Below are 19,651 nucleotides of genomic sequence, written 5' to 3'. Positions count from 1 at the left end.
ATCAGGTGTTAAAGCGGTTTCACGCTGATGGACGGTGCGTCTGCTTCAACCCTTAGCGGGTTGCGCAGGGTGCGGCCAAATTCATGGATGTTGATCTCAAAGCAATCGCCTTCGCGCACCTTGATGCCGTCGGCGAAGCTGAGTGTTGCGGTGCCGAAAAAGTGCACATGGACATCGCCGGGTCGGCGGAATCCCGGGTATTTAAAATGGTGATATTCCAGGTTAGCCAGGCTGTGTGCCATGTTGGCCTCGCCGGTAAGAAAGGGTTTCTCCCACACCGTTTCGCCATTGCGCTGGATACGGCTGGTGCCCTCTAAGTGCGCTGGCAACTCACCGATCAATAGCTCGGGCCCAAAGCTGCAGGCGCGTAGCTTGGAATGAGCCAGCCACAGGTAGTTGAAGCGCTCGGTGACGTGGTCTGAGAACTCGTTACCCAAAGCATAGCCGACTCGCCAGGGTTGACCATCGTTGCCAATCACGTAAAGCCCTGCCAGTTCGGGCTCCTCGCCGGCATCTTCAGCAAAGGCGGGGGAGGGGATCGCTGCTTCCGGGGCCACCACGCACTGGCCGTCGCCCTTGTAGAACCACTCCGGCTGCGCGCCCGGCTTACCAGCACCGGGTTTGCCACCTTCCACGCCCAGCTTGAACATGCGCATGGAATCGGTCATATCCTCTTCAGCCGCTTGAGCTTTTGCGTGCATCGCCGAGCGGGTATCGGCACTGCCCAGATGAGTAAGGCCAGTGCCGGTCACCAGGCAGTGCGCCGGGTCGGTGTGCGTCAGCGGTGGCATCAGGCGCTTATCGTCGACCAGCGCCTGGTAATCAAGGCGGATATCGGTGAGCGCTCCCGTCACCATTTCGCTGAGCGGCTTGCCGGCACTAATCGCCCGGTTGGCCAGGGTGTAGGTATCGCCGTCGAGCAGTCTGACTTGCTCTTCGCTCTCGACCAGCGCGGCGCGAACCTGGCCCTGGTGTTCACACTGAATTATTCGCATGGCGTTCTCCTCATGCAGGTGGCGGTTATCATAGTGGCCAAATGGCCAGTTGCGGCCACATCAATAGCGCCGCGAGTATGCACAGCTGAATGGCCATAAAGGGTAGTACAGACAGGTAGATATCCTTCAGGCTGATATCCGGCGGTGCCACGCTTTTAAGATAGAAGGCGGCGGGCCCGAAGGGCGGTGACAGGAACGACACCTGCATATTGACGGCGAACAGAATACCGAACCAGATCGGGTCGAACCCCAGTTGAGTGACGATGGGCAGAAAGATCGGCAGGGCCAGCATGGCGATCCCGATCCAGTCGAGAAATAGCCCGAGTACCAGCATGATGGCCATCATTACCAGAATGATCACAATCGGCGCGACGTCGAGCCCCAGGATCAGGCTCGACACAAAGCGGTTGCCGCCCATCAGATTGTAGACGCCCACCAGGGCGGCGGCGCCGATGCCGATCCAGATGATCATGCCGCAGGTGTTCATGGTTTGGCCCAGGCTATGGTGCAGCATGCTGGGGGTGAACTCGCCGCGCACGATGGTGGCGAGCAGTACGCCGAAGACACCCATGGCCGCTGCCTCGGTGACCGAGGCGATGCCGCCGTAGATAGTGCCCAGCACGAGAAAGGCAATCAGCCCTGGAAGCAGAATGGCTTTGACGGCGTCCAGTTTGCTGGCGAAAGGGTTGTCCTGGGTGTCCTTATCCAATGGCGGACCCAGCGCGGGATTTCTCAGGCAGCGCACCAGCACATAGGCGATATAGGAGCCCATCAGGATGATAGCGGGGGTAACGGCAGCAGCGAACAGGTCGGCAATCGATACACTGGCGATCAGGCCATAGATAATCAGCACGATAGAGGGCGGCATCATGGTGCCCAGGGCGCCACCGGCACACACCACGCCAATGGAGAGGCGCTTGTCGTAGCCCAGGCGGAGCATTTGCGGCAGTGCCAGAATCCCCAGCAGGACGATCTCCCCGCCGATAATGCCCGAAAGGGCAGCCAGGAAGAATGCCACCACAATGGTCTGCACCGCGACGCCGCCTGGCAGACGGCCGGCAAAAACGCGCATGGCGTTGAACAGGTCCTTGGCGATGCCAGATCGATCCAAGAGTGACGCCATCAACACGAACATGGGCACCGCTACCAGCGAATATTCGGTGATAAACCCATAGACGCGGCTGGTGACCAGTGGCAGCGCCGCCTCGCCGAACCAGCCAAAGGTAAAGGCCATGGCCACCAAACCGGTAATGAATGCCAACGGCAAACCGGTAACCAGCAGCGCGAAAATAGCACCCACCATGAGGATTGTTGCGGTTGAAATATCCATCAGCGCGTCTCCCCGGTACCAGTATGGGGTTTCGCTTTAAGCGATTGCCATAGGTGCAGCAAGGCCTGCAGCGTCATCAGTGTCAGAGCAAAAAAAATCATGCCCTTGACCATGGCAGGAAAAGGCGGATTCCAGGAGGTGCCTGAGCGCTCCAGCGACCATTCGCCCAGCGGGTTATGCGTCGCGCCCCAGAACATGTAAAAAGCGGCGTAGCTCATCGACATGCAAAAAATCAGCGTCAGCAGGTCGTTAAAGCGATCCATCCAGCACTTCAGCGTTGGGCCGGCGCTGTCGTAGAGCACCTTGACGCGAATATGGCTATTGCGCGCCATGGCCGCCGGGCCGCCAAGCACGAAAATAACGGCAATCAGAAATACCACGGTTTCGTGTACCCAGGAGGTGGGATTGTTAAAACCGTAGCGCATGAAAACTTCCACGACGCTAATGCCCATCGCCACAAGCACCAGCCAGGAAACCGCCCTGCCACCACGTACGATCAGGCGGTCAAGCGCGTTACGTTCGGGGGGGACCTCCTCCGTTTCGAGGATCTCGGGAAGATCATGAGTGGGAGGAGAGCGGTATTGATTGTCAGGTGTTTTTTGAGACATGGCGCGACTCTACGAACATCGCTCGGGTCGATGAATTCCCCGAGCGATGCGATGGTTAGTGAGATGAGACTGAGTTAAAGCAGATTGCGCGAGCGCAAAAAGGCGGTGGCGGAGTCATAGATCTTTTGGGTCATTTCATTCTCGCCGGCCCACTCTTGCCACTCCTGCTCAGCCGCGTTACGGAATTTCTGACGCTCTTCTTCCGGCAGGTTGAAGGGGTGAACCTCAGGGTCTTCCTGAAGCCGTTGCAGCGTCTCGATATCTTGCTCCTTGAGGCGGGCAATCAGGTCATAGGCCATACCATCAAAGGCCGTCTGCAAGGTCGTCTGAAGGTCCTCGGGCAGGCCATCCCAGATATCCTTATTGATCGATACGGCGATCATCGGCATGGAGTGAAAGCCTGGATACAGCGGGTAAGGGGCGAAAGCGTGCAGGCCCATGGCGTCGTTATTCGAGAGTACCGTGGAGTCTGCGGCGTCGATCACGCCTTTCTCCAGCCCGGTATACACCTCGGAGCCCGGTAAGTTGACCGGCGTGGCACCGATGCGCTCAAAGATGTTGTACACCATGCCTTGCGGTGCGCGGATCTTGAGGCCCTCAAAATCCTCAATCGATTCAATGGGGACAGTGGAGGGCACCGACTCTAACGGAAAGGTAGCGGCGGCTATCAGGTGGCTACCATAGGGCTCGACCAGTTCGTTGTAGAGTTCTTCACCGCCGCCGTACTTCATATACTCCAGGAAGTCGTAGGGGTTCTGCCAGGCGCCGACAAGGTTGCCGAGCATGCCGAAAGCGGGATCCTGGCCGGAGAAGTAGCTGGGGTCGGTCATATGGCCCTGAAGGATACCCGAACTAACCGCGGTCAGTGTCTCGGTGGGACCCACCACGGAGTTGATCGGCATTACCTCGATCTCAACCCGACCGTCGGTCATTGTCGTGATCTTGTCGGCCCATTCCTGTTTGATCTTGAAGCTGGGCTCGCCCGAGGTTTCGGATGCCTGAAACTTCCATTCGTATTCGGCTGCCTGAGCCGCCGAGAGGCCCAGCAGGAGCACTGAACCGGTCAGTAGCGAGCTGTATTTCGTTTTGAGCATGGCTAGAATTCCTCACCTTTGTTGTTGTGAAGCGACTATTTGATAATTCCTGCGAGGGTAATGTTGAACATTAAGAGTAATTGTTCAACATATACTTTTGTATGGTCGACCAGTGTGGGTGGGTAGTTTAGTGTTTTGCACATTCGGCGCAGACGTTCTCAGGTCTTCAGCCGTCACTGATTCAAAACAAGGAGTTAACCTCATGGTCAAACGTCAACGTCCGCTGCGTAGCGCAGAGTGGTTCGGCACCGCCGACAAGAACGGCTTCATGTACCGCAGCTGGATGAAAAATCAGGGCATTCCTGACCATGAGTTTCAGGGCAAGCCAATTATCGGCATCTGCAACACCTGGTCGGAGCTGACACCCTGCAACGCTCACTTCCGCAAGCTGGCGGAGCACGTCAAGCAGGGCATCCTGGAAGCGGGCGGCTACCCGGTCGAGTTTCCGGTGTTCTCCAACGGCGAATCCAACCTGCGCCCCACGGCCATGTTCACCCGCAATCTGGCCAGCATGGACGTGGAAGAAGCCATTCGCGGCAACCCCATGGACGGCGTGGTGCTGCTGGTGGGCTGCGACAAGACCACCCCGGCGCTGTTGATGGGGGCGGCGAGCTGCGATATCCCCACCATCGTGGTCACCGGCGGGCCAATGCTCAACGGCAAGCACAAGGGCAAGGATATCGGCTCCGGCACCGTGGTCTGGCAGCTCTCCGAGCAGGTCAAGGCGGGTGAGATCTCGATGCACGACTTCATGGCCGCCGAAGCCGGCATGTCCCGCTCCGCGGGGACCTGCAACACCATGGGCACCGCCTCCACCATGGCCTGCATGTCGGAATCGCTGGGCGTTTCGCTCCCCCACAACGCCGCCATCCCGGCGGTGGACTCCCGCCGCTACGTGCTGGCCCACCTCTCCGGTAACCGGATTGTCGAGATGGTCGACGAAGACCTCAAGCTCTCCAAGATCCTCACCAAGGAAGCCTTCGATAACGCCATTCGCACCAACGCCGCCATCGGCGGCTCCACCAACGCGGTGATTCACCTCAAGGCGATTGCCGGGCGCATCGGTGTTGACCTCACCCTGGACGACTGGAGCCGAGTCGGGCGTGGCACCCCCACCGTAGTGGATCTGCAGCCCTCGGGGCGCTTTCTGATGGAAGAGTTCTACTACGCCGGCGGCCTACCCGCGGTGCTCAGGCGCCTGGGCGAAGCCGACCGGCTGCCCTTCAAGGACGCCTTGACCGTCAACGGCAAGACCCTGTGGGAAAATGTTCGGGACGCCCCGCTGTACAACGACGAGGTGATCCGGCCGCTGGACAACCCGCTCACCGCGGATGGCGGCATCTGCGTGGTACGCGGCAATCTCGCGCCCAACGGCGCGGTGCTCAAGCCCTCGGCGGCGAAAGCCGAACTCATGCAGCACCGCGGCCGCGCGGTGGTCTTCGAAGACTTCGACGACTACAAGGCGCGCATCAACGACCCGGACCTGGACGTGGAAGCCAACGACATTCTGGTCATGAAGCACTGCGGCCCCCGGGGTTATCACGGCATGGCCGAGGTGGGCAATATGGGCCTGCCACCCAAGATCCTCGCCCAGGGCGTGACCGACATGGTGCGGATTTCCGACGCCCGCATGAGCGGCACCGCCTACGGTACCGTGGTGCTGCACGTTGCCCCGGAAGCCGCCGCGGGCGGCCCGCTGGCCGCGGTGCGCAACGGCGACTGGATCGAGCTCGACTGTCACAGCGGCCGACTGCACCTGGACATCAGCGACGAAGAGCTGGCCTCACGCCTGGCCGAAAGCGACCCTACGGCGGCCTCGACGCTGATCGCCAGCCAGGGTGGCTACCGGCAACTGTACATCGAACGAGTGCTTCAGGCGGACGAAGGCTGTGACTTCGACTTCCTGGTCGGTTGCCGGGGTTCTGATGTGCCGCGCCACTCGCATTGACCGAGTGGGTATGTCTGGCTAAGTACCCTGCGCGATAATCTCCCGCAGGGTGCTCATTACCACTGCCGCTCCGGGGGAGAGCCGCTGGTGGCGCAAACTCACTAACCCATAGGGTTGAACGCTGAGCGTCTCGCTGAAGGGCAGCAGGTGAAAGCGTTGCGGGTTGCATAACAGGTTGGCGGCTTCACGGGTGGTCACCGTGATAGTGTCGGATTTATCGACCAGCGCGAGGGACACCAACAAGTCGGCGGTATCGACGATTTGCCGCGGCGGCACTACTTGATGGTGCAAAAACAGGCTGTCGACCCGCTGACGCATCAAGGCGCCAATGGGCTGTAACGACCACGGATAGACCGCCATGTCGCTCAGGCTAAGCGGGTTTTTATCGGCTAACGGGTGTCCTTGGCGGCAGACAAAGCAGAGTTCCTCTTCACCAATCTCTTCAAATACAAAACGCTCCACGTCAAAGCCTGCCGGAATCCGCGTAATCGCAAAGTCAAGTTCACCTTCAAGCAAGCGCGGCACCAGCGCCTTGCTGACATCCACGTCAACGCTGATTTTGAGTCCCGGCCGGTCTCTATGTACTCGCTCAATAGTGCTGGTCAGTAGCGTGACTGCCGGGGCCATTACCGTGCCGACCGCTACCGTGCCCGCATTGCCTTCGCCTAATGCGCTCAACTCCTCACCCGTTTGGCGCAGTGTCGAGATCATGCTGTGCGCGTGGCGAATCATGATCTCGCCGTACCAGTTAGGCGTCAGCCCACGGGGGTGGCGGTCGAATAAACGAGTACCCAGGTTGGTTTCCAGGTCATTGAGTAGCTTGGAGGCGGCGGGCTGGCTCATGTGTAACTGAGCGGCGGCTCGGTGAAGGTTACGGTGCTCGTCGAGCGCTAAAAATAGCTGCAAATGGCGCAACTTTAGTCGCACGTCCAGAAACCAGTTCTCGCGGAGAACGCCCATGGAATAAGCCTCTTATTGTTATTGATAGCAATAAGTGTATCAAAGTTGCCATGTTCGTATATTGGTTGGTTATGCCGGAGGTGTCTACTGTAACGCTTGTATATGCGACGGTAGCGTCGCCCTAATAACAAAAACGCAAGGAGCAACATCATGTCTCTCATGTACGCTCGTAGGATCAGCGCAAGACACAATCTGTTGGTGAGTGCCGGTATCGCGATGCTGTTGCTTGGCGCGGCCCAGGCACAAGGCGAAGAAACCTCTGCTGGAAATAGCGCTGAAGGCAGCATTGATAAATCAGTATTTGGTCAATTGCCGGATGGCCGCCAGGTCGACGTCTACCGATTGACCAATGCCAACGGTATCGAGCTTCAGGTCACCAACTACGGCGGCATCATCCTGTCATTGAAGACGCCCGATGTAGACGGCGAATTCGATGATATCGCCCTGGGTTTCGACTCGCTTGATGCCTATCTCTCCGATGAATACCGCCAGGCCAATCCCTATTTTGGCGCCATCATCGGGCGTTACGGCAACCGCATCGCGGGTGGTCAGTTCTCCCTTGATGGCAAGACCTACTCACTGGCCACCAATGATGGCAACAACCATCTACATGGCGGCGATCAGGGCTTTGACAAGGTCCTATGGCAGGCCGAACCGTTCGAGAACGCGTCGGGCACGGGGCTGGTGCTGCGCTATACCAGCGAAGATGGCGAAGAGGGCTACCCTGGCCGATTGGAGGCGCAGGTCACCTACACGCTGACCGATGAAGATGAACTAAGGGTGGATTATCAGGCAGACACCGACAAGGCGACGCCGGTCAACCTGACCCAGCACAGCTACTTCAATCTGAAGGGCGAAGGCAGCGACACCATTCTCGATCATCAGTTGATGATCAACGCCCCCGACTTTACCCCGGTCAACGACACCTTGATCCCCACCGGCGAAATCCGCTCGGTAGATGGCACACCGTTTGACTTTACCCAGGCGACGCCGATCGGTGAGCGGATTGATCAGGACAACGAGCAGCTCGCCTTCGGCGGTGGTTATGACCACAATTTTGTGCTGGCCCGAAATAATGCCGCAGCGGATGAGTTGGTGCTGGCCGCCAGAGTCTGGGAGCCGCAAAGCGGACGCATGGTGGAAATCGAAACCACCGAGCCCGGTATCCAGTTCTATTCCGGTAATTTTCTCGATGGCAACCTGACCGGTAAACGGGGCCAGCCATACGATCACCGTTCCGGCTTTGCCCTGGAAACCCAGCACTATCCCGACTCCCCCAACCAGGAGGCGTTTCCCAGCACGATCCTGGAACCCGACGAAACGTATCGCTCAAGTACGGTATACCGTTTTTCCGCGCAGGAGTCCTTTGATCCGTAACTCGTCGGGTTCGCCACCGACAACCTGAGACATCAACAGGCATCACCACAATCAACAACAAGATTCGCTAAAACATCAGGAGTACGACCATGCAATTAACAACCAACCTAACCACGACCTTTACCCGTCTGGCACTCGGTAGCGCCGTCATGCTGGCGTCTCTAGGATCTGCACAGGCGCAGGATGACGAGGTGAAGATCGGTTTTATCGTCAAGAAGCCAGAACAGGCCTGGTTTATCAATGAGCAACAGGCAGCCACCGAGGTGGGTGAAGAACTCGGCTTCGACGTGGTACGACTGGGTGGTGAAGACGGCCAGGAAGTGCTCAGTGCGATTGATAACCTCAACTCTCAAGGGGCTGAGGGGTTTGTGATCTGCCCGCCGGATGTACGACTTGGGCCAGCGATCATGAACCGTGCTGAACAGTACGACATGAAAGTGATCACCGTCGATGATCAGTTTGTCAACGCCAGCGGTGAGCCGATGGAAGGCGTACCTCACCTGGGCATGTCGGGCACCAAGATCGGTCAGCAGGTAGGCGAAGCCATTGCCGACGAAATGGAAGCCCGCGGTTGGAACCCTGAAGAGGTTGCCGCGCTGCGAATTACCAATAACGAACTGCCCACCGCCGTTAAGCGGACCGATGGCGCGACTGAGGCGCTGCTCGACGCTGGCTTCCCAGAGAGCAACATCTTCGACGCACCCCAGCAAAACACCGATACCTCCAGTGCATTCTCGGCCGCGTCGCCGGTGCTCGCCCAGCATGGTGATTATGAGCACTGGGTGATCTATGCCCTCAATGAGGAGAGCGTACTTGGCGGGGTAAGGGCGACCGAACAGTACGGCATAGCTTCCGAGGACGTTATCGGGGTTGGGATCAACGGTTCAGGTGCCGCCTTTGCCGAGTTCTCTCGTGAAAACCCGACCGGCTTTCACGGCACCGTTGCGGTGAGCTCCACCATGCACGGTCGTCAAACGGCGGAAGACCTCTATCGCTGGATTACCGAGGACGAAAAGCCTCAGGCGAATACCGAGACCTCCGGCACCCTGATGACGCGGGATAACTGGCAGGAAGTTCGCGACGAACTGGGTCTGTAACAGATTGTCTGCTGGAGTGCTTACGCATGTCTGATGCTTATTTACGTTTCGATGGTATCAGTGTCGTTTTCCCCGGCGTGCGTGCGCTGGATGGCGTGAGCTTTGACGCTCACGCCGGCCAGGTACATGCGTTGATGGGCGAAAACGGCGCGGGTAAATCGACCCTTCTCAAGGTGCTGAGTGGCGTTAACCACGTTGCCGAAGGCGCGCTGTGGATTGATGGCAAGCGCCATGTCTTCAGCAACACTCGGGAGGCGTTGCGCGAAGGGATCGCCATCATCTATCAGGAATTGACGCTTTCTCCCAATATGTCGGTGGCCGAGAACCTGTTACTCGGCCAACTGCCCACGCGACAGGGGTTCGTGAACCGCCGTCAGTTGAAAGAAAGAGCCATGGCGATTCTGGCCGACCTGGGCGAGGGGGAGATTCATCCCTCGACCAAGGTACGTGAGCTTTCTATCGGCCAGCAGCAAATGATTGAAATTGGTCGTGCGCTGCTGCGCGATGCCAAGGTGATCGCCTTTGATGAACCTACCAGCAGCCTCTCTATCCAGGAAACCCGCCAACTCAAGCGTATCGTTCAACGCCTGCGTGATGAAGGGCGCGTTGTGCTCTACGTGACCCATCGCATGGAGGAGGTGTTCGAGATGTGTGATGCGGTCACCATCTTCCGTGACGGTCAGCACATTCGTACCCATGAGGATATGTCGTCGCTGAACCACGATCTGTTGGTGAGTGAAATGGTGGGTCGCGATATCGACGATGTTTACGGCTATCGTGCTCGTGAACATGGCGATGTGGTCTTGAGCGTGGAGGGTATCGAAGGACGCGGCCTCCAGGCACCGGTGAGCTTTTCCGTCAAGCGCGGTGAAGTATTCGGGCTGTTTGGCTTGGTGGGTGCCGGGCGCAGTGAGCTGCTTCGGCTGGTGTGCGGCGTTGAGTCCCCCAAAGCCGGTAGTGTGATCTTCAAAGGTAAGTCGCGACGTTTCAAGAGCCCTGGCGAAGCAATTCGCTCTGGTATCGCCATGTGCCCGGAAGATCGCAAATCCCAAGGCATCTTTCCGGTGGCAAGCGTCGCCGACAACCTCAATATCAGCTGTCGGCGTTTTTTCAAACGCTGGGGGCTTTTCCGCCACCCCGGTCGCGAACGTCGCAATGCCGAGTCGTATATTCAGCAGCTCAGCGTCAAAACCCCGGGGCCGCGTTCGCCTATTGGCAAACTCTCGGGGGGCAATCAGCAGAAGGTGATTCTGGCCCGCTGGCTGGCCGAAGAGATCGACCTGTTTGTGATGGACGAGCCGACGCGGGGTATCGATGTGGGCGCTCGCCGAGACATTTACTCGCTGCTTTACGACCTGGCCGAGCAGGGCAAAAGCGTCGTGGTGATTTCCAGTGACCTGGCGGAAGTCAGCTCCATTTGTGATCGCATTGCCGTGATGCGTGACGGCGAGCTGGTGGAAGTGGTGCCACGCGAATCAGCCACCCCCGAACGGCTACTGGGTCTGGCACTGCCTGCCTGACGCCTACTTTTTAGACCACAAATTTCAGAGCAGATGTTTTTCAGGACTCAAGCTCTGCAAAACGCAAGCTCAGGACAAACACGATGACAACCGACAACGTAACCCAAGGTGAGAATGAACCTGCCCGTCCGGCTGGGCGTCAGGGGCTTATCAAGCCGCTACGCACACTGCTGGACACTTCCGGGCTGATCGCCATTTTCCTGCTGCTGTTCATAGCACTGGCCGTTCTGATTCCTGATTTTCTGACCGGCCGCAACATGGTCGGACTGCTGCTTTCGGTCACTCTCATCGGCAGCCTGGCAACCACCATGATGCTGGTATTGGCGCTGGGCGAGGTGGACCTTTCGGTGGCTTCCACGGTGGCTTTTGCCGGGGTGGTGGCAGCGGTGGTGACGACCAACACCGGTAGCGTGTTTATCGGCGTGATCGGCGGTATTGTCGCCGGTGGTGCGGTCGGGGCCTTTAACGGCCTGGTGATCGCCAAGTTCGGCATTAACTCACTGATTGCCACCCTGGCGGCGATGGAGTTTGTGCGTGGGCTGGCCTACATCACCTCCGGTGGCGATGCCGTGATGATTACCGTGCCGAGCTTCTTTGATCTGGGCAGTGCCTCTTTTCTCGGCCTGACCCTGCCGGTATGGACCATGCTGGCCTGCTTCGTGATCTTTGGCGTGATACTCAACATGACCGCCTTCGGGCGCAACGTGCTGGCCACCGGCGGTAACGCCGAAGCGGCTGCGCTGGCCGGGGTCAACGTCCGCCGCCTGAAGATTATTGTCTTCGGTTTGCAGGGCGTCGTTGCGGGCGTGGTGGGCGTGTTGCTGGCGTCGCGCATGGGGCTGGGTGATCCCAATACCTCAATGGGGCTGGAGCTGGCGGTGATTTCTGCCTGTGTGCTGGGCGGTGTGGCGCTATCGGGCGGTGTCGCGACGATCACCGGCGTGCTGGTCGGGGTGATGATCATGGGTTGTGTGCAGAACGCCATGGGTCTGCTCAACGTGCCGACCTTTTACCAGTACCTGGTGCGCGGCGCGATTCTGCTGCTGGCGGTGATGTTCGACCGTTGGAAACACACGCGTCGTCAGCGGGCCTGACGCTAACGTTCCGATCCCTTTTTTTGCCACGCTCTTTTCACCGATTTGTACGGAGAGTCTCCCATGTCTGATCGCAAGCCGCCCCTACGCTCTGCCCAGTGGTTCGGCACCGCCGACAAGAACGGCTTCATGTACCGCAGCTGGATGAAAAATCAGGGCATTCCTGACCATGAGTTTCAGGGCAAGCCGATTATCGGGATCTGCAACACCTGGTCGGAGCTGACGCCGTGCAACGCTCACTTCCGCAAGCTGGCGGAGCACGTCAAGCAGGGCATCCTGGAAGCGGGCGGCTACCCGGTCGAGTTTCCGGTGTTCTCCAACGGCGAATCCAACCTGCGCCCCACGGCCATGTTCACCCGCAATCTGGCCAGCATGGACGTGGAAGAAGCCATTCGCGGCAACCCCATGGACGGCGTGGTGCTGCTGGTGGGCTGCGACAAGACCACCCCGGCGCTGTTGATGGGCGCGGCAAGCTGCGATATCCCCACCATCGTGGTCACCGGTGGGCCAATGCTCAACGGCAAGCACAAGGGCAAGGATATCGGCTCCGGCACCGTGGTCTGGCAGCTCTCCGAGCAGGTCAAGGCGGGTGAGATCTCGATGCACGACTTCATGGCCGCCGAAGCCGGCATGTCCCGCTCCGCGGGGACCTGCAACACCATGGGCACCGCCTCCACCATGGCCTGCATGTCGGAATCGCTGGGCGTTTCGCTCCCCCACAACGCCGCCATCCCGGCGGTGGACTCCCGCCGCTACGTGCTGGCCCACCTCTCCGGTAACCGGATTGTCGAGATGGTCGACGAAGACCTCAAGCTCTCCAAGATCCTCACCAAGGAAGCCTTCGATAACGCCATTCGCACCAACGCCGCCATCGGCGGCTCCACCAACGCGGTGATTCACCTCAAGGCGATTGCCGGGCGCATCGGTGTTGACCTCACCCTGGACGACTGGAGCCGAGTCGGGCGTGGCACCCCCACCGTAGTGGATCTGCAGCCCTCGGGGCGCTTTCTGATGGAAGAGTTCTACTACGCCGGCGGCCTACCCGCGGTGCTCAGGCGCCTGGGCGAAGCCGACCGGCTGCCCTTCAAGGACGCCTTGACCGTCAACGGCAAGACCCTGTGGGAAAATGTTCGGGACGCCCCGCTGTACAACGACGAGGTGATCCGGCCGCTGGACAACCCGCTCACCGCGGATGGCGGCATCTGCGTGGTACGCGGCAATCTCGCGCCCAACGGCGCGGTGCTCAAGCCCTCGGCGGCGAAAGCCGAACTCATGCAGCACCGCGGCCGCGCGGTGGTCTTCGAAGACTTCGACGACTACAAGGCGCGCATCAACGACCCGGACCTGGACGTGGAAGCCAACGACATTCTGGTCATGAAGCACTGCGGCCCCCGGGGTTATCACGGCATGGCCGAGGTGGGCAATATGGGCCTGCCACCCAAGATCCTCGCCCAGGGCGTGACCGACATGGTGCGGATTTCCGACGCCCGCATGAGCGGCACCGCCTACGGTACCGTGGTGCTGCACGTTGCCCCGGAAGCCGCCGCGGGCGGCCCGCTGGCCGCGGTGCGCAACGGCGACTGGATCGAGCTCGACTGTCACAGCGGCCGACTGCACCTGGACATCAGCGACGAAGAGCTGGCCTCACGCCTGGCCGAAAGCGACCCTGCGGCGGCCTCGACGCTGATTGCCAGCCAGGGTGGCTACCGGCAGCTCTACATTGAGCGTGTTCTTCAAGCCGACGAAGGCTGCGACTTCGACTTCCTGGTCGGTTGCCGGGGAGCTGAGGTGCCGCGCCACTCGCACTGATTCACTGAAGATTAACCGTACAGGAAACGCCATGTCCGCCAGGTTGGGCGCCAAGCATATACTGGTGACCGGGGCCGCCACCGGTATCGGCCGCGCCATTGCCGAAGCCTGTGTTCGCGAGGGTGCCACGGTCGTCTTGCTTGATAGAGACGGCGATAGCGTGGAACGGCTGGCTGCTCAGCTACGTAGCGCTGGTCATCAGGCCCAAGCAGTCGTTGCTGACATTGGCGACCGGTATGCGGTGGAAGCTGCCGTAGCAAAGTCCCGCAAGCTCTCTGGACCTTTAACCACCCTGGTTAATAACGCAGGAATGAATGTCTTCCATGAGCCACTGGCCATGCCTGATGAAGCTTGGCAGCGCTGCTTATCAGTGGATTTGGAAGGCGCATGGCACTGCAGCCGGGCAGTACTGCCTGACCTCATTGAGCAGGGTGGCGGTGCCATTATCAATGTCGCCTCCACCCACAGTTTCTCGATTATTCCCGGCTGCTTTCCCTACCCGGTGGCCAAACACGGCTTGATTGGTCTCACCCGATCGCTCGGTATTGAATACGCCCCACGCGGGGTGCGGGTCAATGCCATTGCGCCGGGCTATATCGCCACTCCGGCGGTAGAGGCACATTGGCAGACCTTCGATGACCCTGCAGCGGCGAAGGCTCGCATCGAAGCGCTACTGCCGCCTAGGCGGCTCGGGAAACCAGAAGAAGTCGCCATGACGGTGGTCTTCTTGGCCTCAGATGAAGCCCCTTTTATCAACGCCAGCTGCTTGACCATCGATGGAGGGCGCAGTGTGGTTTATCACGACTGACGCCCATTAACCGCTAGCCAGCAGTGTCTGGCTATCGGTGGCGTTCAGCGTCATGGCGATGCCGCCCATGCAGGTCATGTCGCGATCCCAGGCGCAGCTTTCGATGCGGGTAGTGCCCCTTAGTTCGGCCACCAGGGCGTCATCAATGGCGCTGTGCATGGCGGTTTGCATGGCATCAAAGCCGCGCACCCCGGAACCGGTAATCAGTACCAGGTCGGGGTTGAACAGTGCCAGCACATTGGCGATGCCATAGCCCAACGCTTGGCCTGCTTCTGTATAGATGCGCTTGGCTACCGAGTTACCTTGTAATGCCAACTGGGTTAGCGCCTGCATCTGCTGTTCGGAGGGGTGTGCACTATCGCCGGAGGGGAGTTCCAGGTGCTCGGCGGCGGCGCGATAGAGCGCGTAGTCGCTGGCGTAGGCTTCGATGCAGCCGCGTCGACCACAGGCACACAGGGCGCCGTCGGGCTGGTATTTACTATGCCCAAACTCGGCCGCTGAGCCATTGGCGCCCAGAAACGGCACGCCATTGATCAACACCGACATGCCGATGCCGTAACCCAGCATGATGACCACCAGGTTGGGGCAGTCTGCATAGGCGGGCTGCGCTGCCAGCACCCTGGCGATACAGTTGGCGTCGTTTTCCAGCAGCACGTCGCAGTGAAAACGCTCCGCTAAACGTGCCGATAGCGGTGCGTTACGAAAGCTCAGGGCGGGCGACCAGATAACCGTGCCGCTTTGCGACGACACCACGCCCTGCACCGCCAGGCAGATACCCGCCAGGCGTTGGAAGCCTTCCAGTTGTTGGGTGCAAACCGCACTGATTTTCTCTTCCAGCAGTGTTTCCAGGCTGTCGGCGGTGAGCATCAAGGTGGACACCGTGTGGTGTTCGCTGTGACGTACCTGGCCCGCAAAGTCACCCACTACCAGTTGGATCTCATTGATCGATAGCTTGATGCACACTACGCAGGCGGCATCGGGGGCGAGTTCAATCAGGGTTTTCGGCCGTCCACGGCCGTTGGGTCGCGGTGCTTCGGGCGGTCTTTCCGTAATCAAGCCCTGTTGAAGCAGCTCGGCGCTGATCGAGGTCACGGTGGCGGAGCTAATCCCGTTCAGTGTGCCCAGATCGACGCGCGCGGCTGGCCCTCGGTCGCGCAAGGTTCGAATCACCGCCAGGGTATTATCGTGGCGGCTGGTATCAGTGGACGGTAGGGCCATAAATATCGCCATTGTTGAGCAGGACGGGAAGGTCGGTTCACGTTCTCATCCTGGCGTGTTCGCCTGATGGCCAAAATGCGACCTAAGTTGCATATGCAGTTATTTATTTTAGTACCTAAAGTAAATAGGCCAGCATGCTGTAAAAAGCAATATTGGCAAGACCGGCACGCATAACAACAACAGCAATAAACAGGTGGCTCATGCTCTTATCGGCGCGGCAAGTCTGTCGCTCTTTCGGCGAAAATCAGGTGTTATTCGACGTTGATCTCGACCTGCAGGCGGGCGAAGTGCACGCGCTGCTGGGCGAGAACGGCGCCGGTAAATCGACGTTGGTCAAAATCCTTGCCGGTTATCTTCGTCCTACCTCGGGCGAGGTGTTTCTCGATGGCAAGCAGCGGTATTACCGCTCAAGCGGCGAGGCAGAAGCCGATGGTGTGGTCATGATCCACCAGGAACTGGCGCTGGCTGAACAACTTAGTGTGGAAGAAAACATCTTTTTGGGTCGCGAATTGCGCCGCGGGTTACTGCTTGATCGCCGCACCATGCGAGAGCGCAGCAAAGAGGCGTTGGCTGAACTTGAGACTGACGTTGATCCACGCGCGAGAGTGAAAGACTTGAGCACCTCCGATCAGCAGATGGTCGAGATCGCCAAGGCGATAACCCGCGATGTGCGCGTGCTGATCATGGATGAGCCCACCGCCACTCTGACCGAAAACGAAGTAATCGTACTGTTCGAGCTGATTGCCCGCCTGCGTGAGAGGGGTGTGGCGATTCTGTATATCTCCCATAAGCTGCGCGAAATCGAGCAGATCGCTGATCGTGTAACGGTGCTGCGCGACGGTCATCTGGTGGATAGTGGTGCAATGGCCGGACGCAGCAAGGAAGAACTGGCTCGCCTGATGGTGGGCCGGGAAATCACCGAGATGTATCCGCCGCGTACGGATATTCCGCCTGATGCGCCGGTGGTGCTTGAGGCGCGAGACGTCGTGGTGCCCGGTGCTGTGAAACAGGCCAGCTTTACCCTACGCCGTGGCGAAGTACTTGGGTTTGGCGGCATCGTGGGCGCTGGCCGCACCGCGCTGATGGAAGCGGTGCTGGGCCTGCGCGATAAAAGTGCTGGGCAGGTGCTGCGCAACGGCCAGCCGGTCGTGTTGAAAAATTTGCGTGATGCGGTGCACCAGCGGATTGCCTATTTGACGGAGGATCGCAAAGGCAAAGGCCTGGTGCTCAACATGGATCTGCGCTCCAACGTCACCCTGCTCAATTTACGTGCTCACTGCCACCCACTCATCGACCGCCGCCGCGAAGAGCAGGCCTTCCAGCAGGCCATCCAGCGCTTTGATATCCGCCTGCGTACAGCGGCACGTACCGCCGCCGAGCTTTCCGGTGGCAACCAGCAGAAGCTGTTGCTTGCCAAGGTGATGTCCATCGACCCTGACATCGTGGTTATCAATGAGCCGACGCGTGGTATCGATGTCGGCACCAAGCACCAGATCTATCATTTTATTCGCGAGCTCACCGAATCCGGCTGCTCGGTCATCCTGATCTCCTCAGAGATGGGCGAGTTGATCGGGCTTTCACACCGGGTGGCGGTGATGTGCGCAGGCGTGCTCACCGGGGTGCTTGAAGGTGAACAGATTAACGAACAAGAAATCATGCAGTATGCATCCGGCATCAAGGGGGTAGGGGTCGATGAGCAGCGTCATGCCTAATAAAACGACAGCATCGAAGGGGGTCTCTGTGGACCTGAAAACCTGGGGGCCCTTTGTAGCGCTGGTGGCCCTTGGGCTGCTCGGCGTGCTTATCAACCCGGCGTTTCTGGGGCTGGATAACCTTTCAAACATGCTCACCCGCAGCGCCTTTATCGGCATTATTGCCATCGGCGCCACCTTCGTGATTACCGCTGGCGGGTTGGATCTGTCTGTGGGGTCGATGGCGGCCTTTATTGCCGGGGTGATGATCATTCTAATGAACAGTCTGGTCGAGCAGTTTGGCGCAGGGCTCACCACCGTGCTGTTTGGCGTGGGGGCCTCGCTGTTGTTGGGACTCTGCGCTGGCTTTATCAACGGCATGGTGACCACCAAAGGCAGGATCGAAGCCTTTATCGTCACCCTCGGCACCATGGGGATTTACCGCTCGCTGGTTACTTACCTCGCCGATGGCGGCACCCTGACCCTGGATTGGGCGGTGCGCGATATCTATCGCCCGGTGTATTACGGCAGCTTTTTGGGTATCACCATCCCCGTTTGGGTATTTCTGTTTGTCGCCATTATTGGCTACATCCTGCTCAACTACACGCGCTTCGGGCGCTACTGCTTTGCTATCGGCTCCAATGAAAAAGTCGCCGAGTACAGTGCCATTCACGTCGACCGCATCAAGACCATGACCTACATGCTGCAAGGCGTGTGCGTGGCGTTGGCGACGATTATCTATGTGCCTCGACTGGGCTCTGCGTCAGGGGCTACCGGGGTGCTGTGGGAGCTGGAGGCAATTGCCGCCGTGATCATCGGCGGCACCATGCTAAAGGGCGGTCATGGGCGCATCTGGGGCACCGTGGTAGGCGCCATCATGCTGACCATGATTGGCAATATCCTCAACCTGACCGACGCCATTTCCAACTATCTCAACGGTACGGTGCAGGGGATCATCATTATCGTGGCGGTCTACCTGCAGCGAGCTTCGTGGAGGAAACCCGGACACTAAAACTCATAAGAAGTGCAACGCCAGTTCATAGCAGCGATGGCTGCATCAAAGGTTCCAACCGTATAACAAGTACAAACACGAAAGGAGTATCACCATGCCAACCATCAAGACTGCAGTGGCAACCTTCGTTACCACCGCTGCACTCACTTCAACGATAGGGCTTTCCGGCGCTGCCGTGGCCCAGGAACATACGATCGGGGTCTCGATTCCCGCCGCGACCCATGGCTGGACGGGCGGGGTCAACTATCACGCCGAGGAGGCGAAAAATCGCCTTGAGGCGCTCTACCCGGATATTGAAATCACCATCTCCACGGCGAGCACGCCGGGTGAGCAAGCCAATGATCTGGAGGACCTGGTATCGCTGCGCAATATCGATGCGCTGGTGGTGCTGCCGTTTGAGTCGGGTCCGCTGACCGACCCGGTGCGCCGCGTCAAAGAATCCGGCGTGTTCGTTACCGTGGTGGACCGAGGGCTTAATCAGGAAGGCATCGAGGATCTCTACGTAGCGGGCAATAATCACGAGTTGGGCCGCGTGTCCGGCGAGTACATCCGTGAGCGCCTGGATGGTGAAGGCGATATTGTCGTGTTGCGTGGCATTCCGACCGTGATTGACGACCAGCGTGTAGAAGGCTTCCAGGAGGCCATCGAAGGCTCCGACGTCAATATTCTCGATATGCAGCACGCCAACTGGAATCGTGACGATGGCTTTGAGGTCATGCAGGACTACCTATCGCGTTTCGATAACATCGACGCCGTTTGGGCCCAGGATGACGACATCGCTCTCGGTGTCATCGAAGCGGTGCGCCAGGCGGACCGTGAGGACGAGCTGTTTATTGTCGGCGGCGCGGGCATGAAGGACATTATCAAACGGGTCATGGAAGGCGATGAGCTGGTGCCGGTAGACGTACTCTACCCACCCGCCATGATCGCCACGGCGATGGACCTGACGGTTCAACACTTTGTCTCCAACGGTCCGGTCGTGGGCGAGTACATCCTCGGCTCGCCGCTGATCACCGAGGAGAACGCCGAACAGTACTACTTCCCCGATTCTCCGTTCTGATCGCGCTTATGCGCAAAGGCGCGGGTAAAA

At 59.1% G+C, this 19,651-nt stretch carries 16 protein-coding genes; 10 read left to right on the top strand and 6 right to left on the bottom strand.

The features are described from left to right. Positions 1-8 precede the first annotated feature (8 nt). The 4 genes from araD1 to IT895_RS16100 all read right to left on the bottom strand — a co-directional run bounded on the left by araD1 (position 9) and on the right by IT895_RS16100 (position 4,027). Positions 9-995, bottom strand: coding sequence for an AraD1 family protein (gene araD1 / locus IT895_RS16115; RefSeq protein ID WP_199284043.1), 987 nt, complete (start codon positions 993-995; stop codon positions 9-11). 28 nt (positions 996-1,023) lie between these two features. After that, positions 1,024-2,325, bottom strand: coding sequence for a TRAP transporter large permease (locus IT895_RS16110; protein ID WP_085919968.1), 1,302 nt, complete (start codon positions 2,323-2,325; stop codon positions 1,024-1,026). Then, on the bottom strand, positions 2,325-2,933 hold the full coding sequence (locus IT895_RS16105; protein ID WP_199284042.1) for a TRAP transporter small permease subunit: 609 nt from the start codon (positions 2,931-2,933) through the stop codon (positions 2,325-2,327). The genes IT895_RS16110 and IT895_RS16105 overlap by 1 nt, the downstream gene beginning before the upstream one ends. A 74-nt stretch (positions 2,934-3,007) precedes the next feature. Next, positions 3,008-4,027 (bottom strand): TRAP transporter substrate-binding protein, encoded by a 1,020-nt coding sequence (locus IT895_RS16100; RefSeq protein WP_085919966.1) that lies wholly within the window; start codon positions 4,025-4,027, stop codon positions 3,008-3,010. A 202-nt stretch (positions 4,028-4,229) separates the two neighbouring features. Here IT895_RS16100 and IT895_RS16095 point away from each other — a divergent pair, with 202 nt between their 5' ends. Next, a complete protein-coding gene (locus IT895_RS16095) occupies positions 4,230-5,975 on the top strand; it encodes an IlvD/Edd family dehydratase (protein WP_199285511.1) in 1,746 nt (581 codons plus the stop codon). An 18-nt stretch (positions 5,976-5,993) separates the two neighbouring features. On the opposite strand, the gene IT895_RS16090 is transcribed toward IT895_RS16095, so the two are convergent. After that, entirely contained in the window at positions 5,994-6,935 is a 942-nt protein-coding gene (locus IT895_RS16090; RefSeq protein WP_199284041.1) for a LysR substrate-binding domain-containing protein, read from the bottom strand. Between the two features lie 150 nt (positions 6,936-7,085). On the opposite strand from IT895_RS16090, the gene IT895_RS16085 reads away from it, so the two are divergent. From IT895_RS16085 to IT895_RS16060, 6 genes are all read left to right on the top strand, one after another. Then, positions 7,086-8,312 (top strand): aldose epimerase family protein, encoded by a 1,227-nt coding sequence (locus IT895_RS16085; protein WP_199284040.1) that lies wholly within the window; start codon positions 7,086-7,088, stop codon positions 8,310-8,312. 89 nt (positions 8,313-8,401) lie between these two features. After that, positions 8,402-9,409: an arabinose ABC transporter substrate-binding protein gene (locus IT895_RS16080; RefSeq protein WP_199284039.1), complete on the top strand. Its 1,008-nt coding sequence runs from the start codon at positions 8,402-8,404 to the stop codon at positions 9,407-9,409. A 26-nt stretch (positions 9,410-9,435) separates the two neighbouring features. Beyond that, positions 9,436-10,929, top strand: a complete 1,494-nt coding sequence (araG, locus tag IT895_RS16075; protein ID WP_199284038.1) for an L-arabinose ABC transporter ATP-binding protein AraG — start codon at positions 9,436-9,438, stop codon at positions 10,927-10,929. An 83-nt stretch (positions 10,930-11,012) separates the two neighbouring features. Next, positions 11,013-12,023: an L-arabinose ABC transporter permease AraH gene (araH, locus tag IT895_RS16070; RefSeq protein WP_199284037.1), complete on the top strand. Its 1,011-nt coding sequence runs from the start codon at positions 11,013-11,015 to the stop codon at positions 12,021-12,023. A 63-nt stretch (positions 12,024-12,086) separates the two neighbouring features. Next, entirely contained in the window at positions 12,087-13,832 is a 1,746-nt protein-coding gene (locus tag IT895_RS16065; protein ID WP_199284036.1) for an IlvD/Edd family dehydratase, read from the top strand. Between the two features lie 31 nt (positions 13,833-13,863). Then, positions 13,864-14,640 carry an SDR family oxidoreductase gene (locus tag IT895_RS16060; RefSeq protein ID WP_199284035.1) on the top strand — a complete coding sequence of 259 codons (777 nt, stop codon included), beginning with the start codon at positions 13,864-13,866 and terminating at the stop codon, positions 14,638-14,640. A 6-nt stretch (positions 14,641-14,646) separates the two neighbouring features. On the opposite strand, the gene IT895_RS16055 is transcribed toward IT895_RS16060, so the two are convergent. Further along, entirely contained in the window at positions 14,647-15,858 is a 1,212-nt protein-coding gene (locus tag IT895_RS16055; RefSeq protein ID WP_199284034.1) for an ROK family transcriptional regulator, read from the bottom strand. Between the two features lie 200 nt (positions 15,859-16,058). Here IT895_RS16055 and IT895_RS16050 point away from each other — a divergent pair, with 200 nt between their 5' ends. From IT895_RS16050 to IT895_RS16040, 3 genes are all read left to right on the top strand, one after another. Next, positions 16,059-17,570, top strand: coding sequence for a sugar ABC transporter ATP-binding protein (locus tag IT895_RS16050; protein ID WP_199284033.1), 1,512 nt, complete (start codon positions 16,059-16,061; stop codon positions 17,568-17,570). Next, positions 17,563-18,561 carry an ABC transporter permease gene (locus IT895_RS16045; protein ID WP_233337285.1) on the top strand — a complete coding sequence of 333 codons (999 nt, stop codon included), beginning with the start codon at positions 17,563-17,565 and terminating at the stop codon, positions 18,559-18,561. Before IT895_RS16050 ends, IT895_RS16045 begins: the two co-directional genes overlap by 8 nt. 94 nt (positions 18,562-18,655) lie before the next feature. Beyond that, positions 18,656-19,621 carry an ABC transporter substrate-binding protein gene (locus IT895_RS16040; protein WP_085919960.1) on the top strand — a complete coding sequence of 322 codons (966 nt, stop codon included), beginning with the start codon at positions 18,656-18,658 and terminating at the stop codon, positions 19,619-19,621. Positions 19,622-19,651 lie beyond the last annotated feature (30 nt).

Origin of the sequence: Halomonas sp. A40-4, from assembly GCF_015767635.1 — a bacterium.
Lineage (GTDB): Bacteria > Pseudomonadota > Gammaproteobacteria > Pseudomonadales > Halomonadaceae > Vreelandella > Vreelandella janggokensis.
This window is presented reverse-complemented; position numbering and strand designations above follow the sequence as displayed.

Excerpts from the sequence above, each read along its gene's own strand:
- araD1 (WP_199284043.1), bottom strand. The coding sequence starts at position 995 with ATGCGAATAATTCAGTGTGAACACCAGGGCCAGGTTCGCGCCGCGCTG.
- IT895_RS16110 (WP_085919968.1), bottom strand. The coding sequence starts at position 2,325 with ATGGATATTTCAACCGCAACAATCCTCATGGTGGGTGCTATTTTCGCG.
- IT895_RS16105 (WP_199284042.1), bottom strand. The coding sequence starts at position 2,933 with ATGTCTCAAAAAACACCTGACAATCAATACCGCTCTCCTCCCACTCAT.
- IT895_RS16100 (WP_085919966.1), bottom strand. The coding sequence starts at position 4,027 with ATGCTCAAAACGAAATACAGCTCGCTACTGACCGGTTCAGTGCTCCTG.
- IT895_RS16095 (WP_199285511.1), top strand. The coding sequence starts at position 4,230 with ATGGTCAAACGTCAACGTCCGCTGCGTAGCGCAGAGTGGTTCGGCACC.
- IT895_RS16090 (WP_199284041.1), bottom strand. The coding sequence starts at position 6,935 with ATGGGCGTTCTCCGCGAGAACTGGTTTCTGGACGTGCGACTAAAGTTG.
- IT895_RS16085 (WP_199284040.1), top strand. The coding sequence starts at position 7,086 with ATGTCTCTCATGTACGCTCGTAGGATCAGCGCAAGACACAATCTGTTG.
- IT895_RS16080 (WP_199284039.1), top strand. The coding sequence starts at position 8,402 with ATGCAATTAACAACCAACCTAACCACGACCTTTACCCGTCTGGCACTC.
- araG (WP_199284038.1), top strand. The coding sequence starts at position 9,436 with ATGTCTGATGCTTATTTACGTTTCGATGGTATCAGTGTCGTTTTCCCC.
- araH (WP_199284037.1), top strand. The coding sequence starts at position 11,013 with ATGACAACCGACAACGTAACCCAAGGTGAGAATGAACCTGCCCGTCCG.
- IT895_RS16065 (WP_199284036.1), top strand. The coding sequence starts at position 12,087 with ATGTCTGATCGCAAGCCGCCCCTACGCTCTGCCCAGTGGTTCGGCACC.
- IT895_RS16060 (WP_199284035.1), top strand. The coding sequence starts at position 13,864 with ATGTCCGCCAGGTTGGGCGCCAAGCATATACTGGTGACCGGGGCCGCC.
- IT895_RS16055 (WP_199284034.1), bottom strand. The coding sequence starts at position 15,858 with ATGGCCCTACCGTCCACTGATACCAGCCGCCACGATAATACCCTGGCG.
- IT895_RS16050 (WP_199284033.1), top strand. The coding sequence starts at position 16,059 with ATGCTCTTATCGGCGCGGCAAGTCTGTCGCTCTTTCGGCGAAAATCAG.
- IT895_RS16045 (WP_233337285.1), top strand. The coding sequence starts at position 17,563 with ATGCCTAATAAAACGACAGCATCGAAGGGGGTCTCTGTGGACCTGAAA.
- IT895_RS16040 (WP_085919960.1), top strand. The coding sequence starts at position 18,656 with ATGCCAACCATCAAGACTGCAGTGGCAACCTTCGTTACCACCGCTGCA.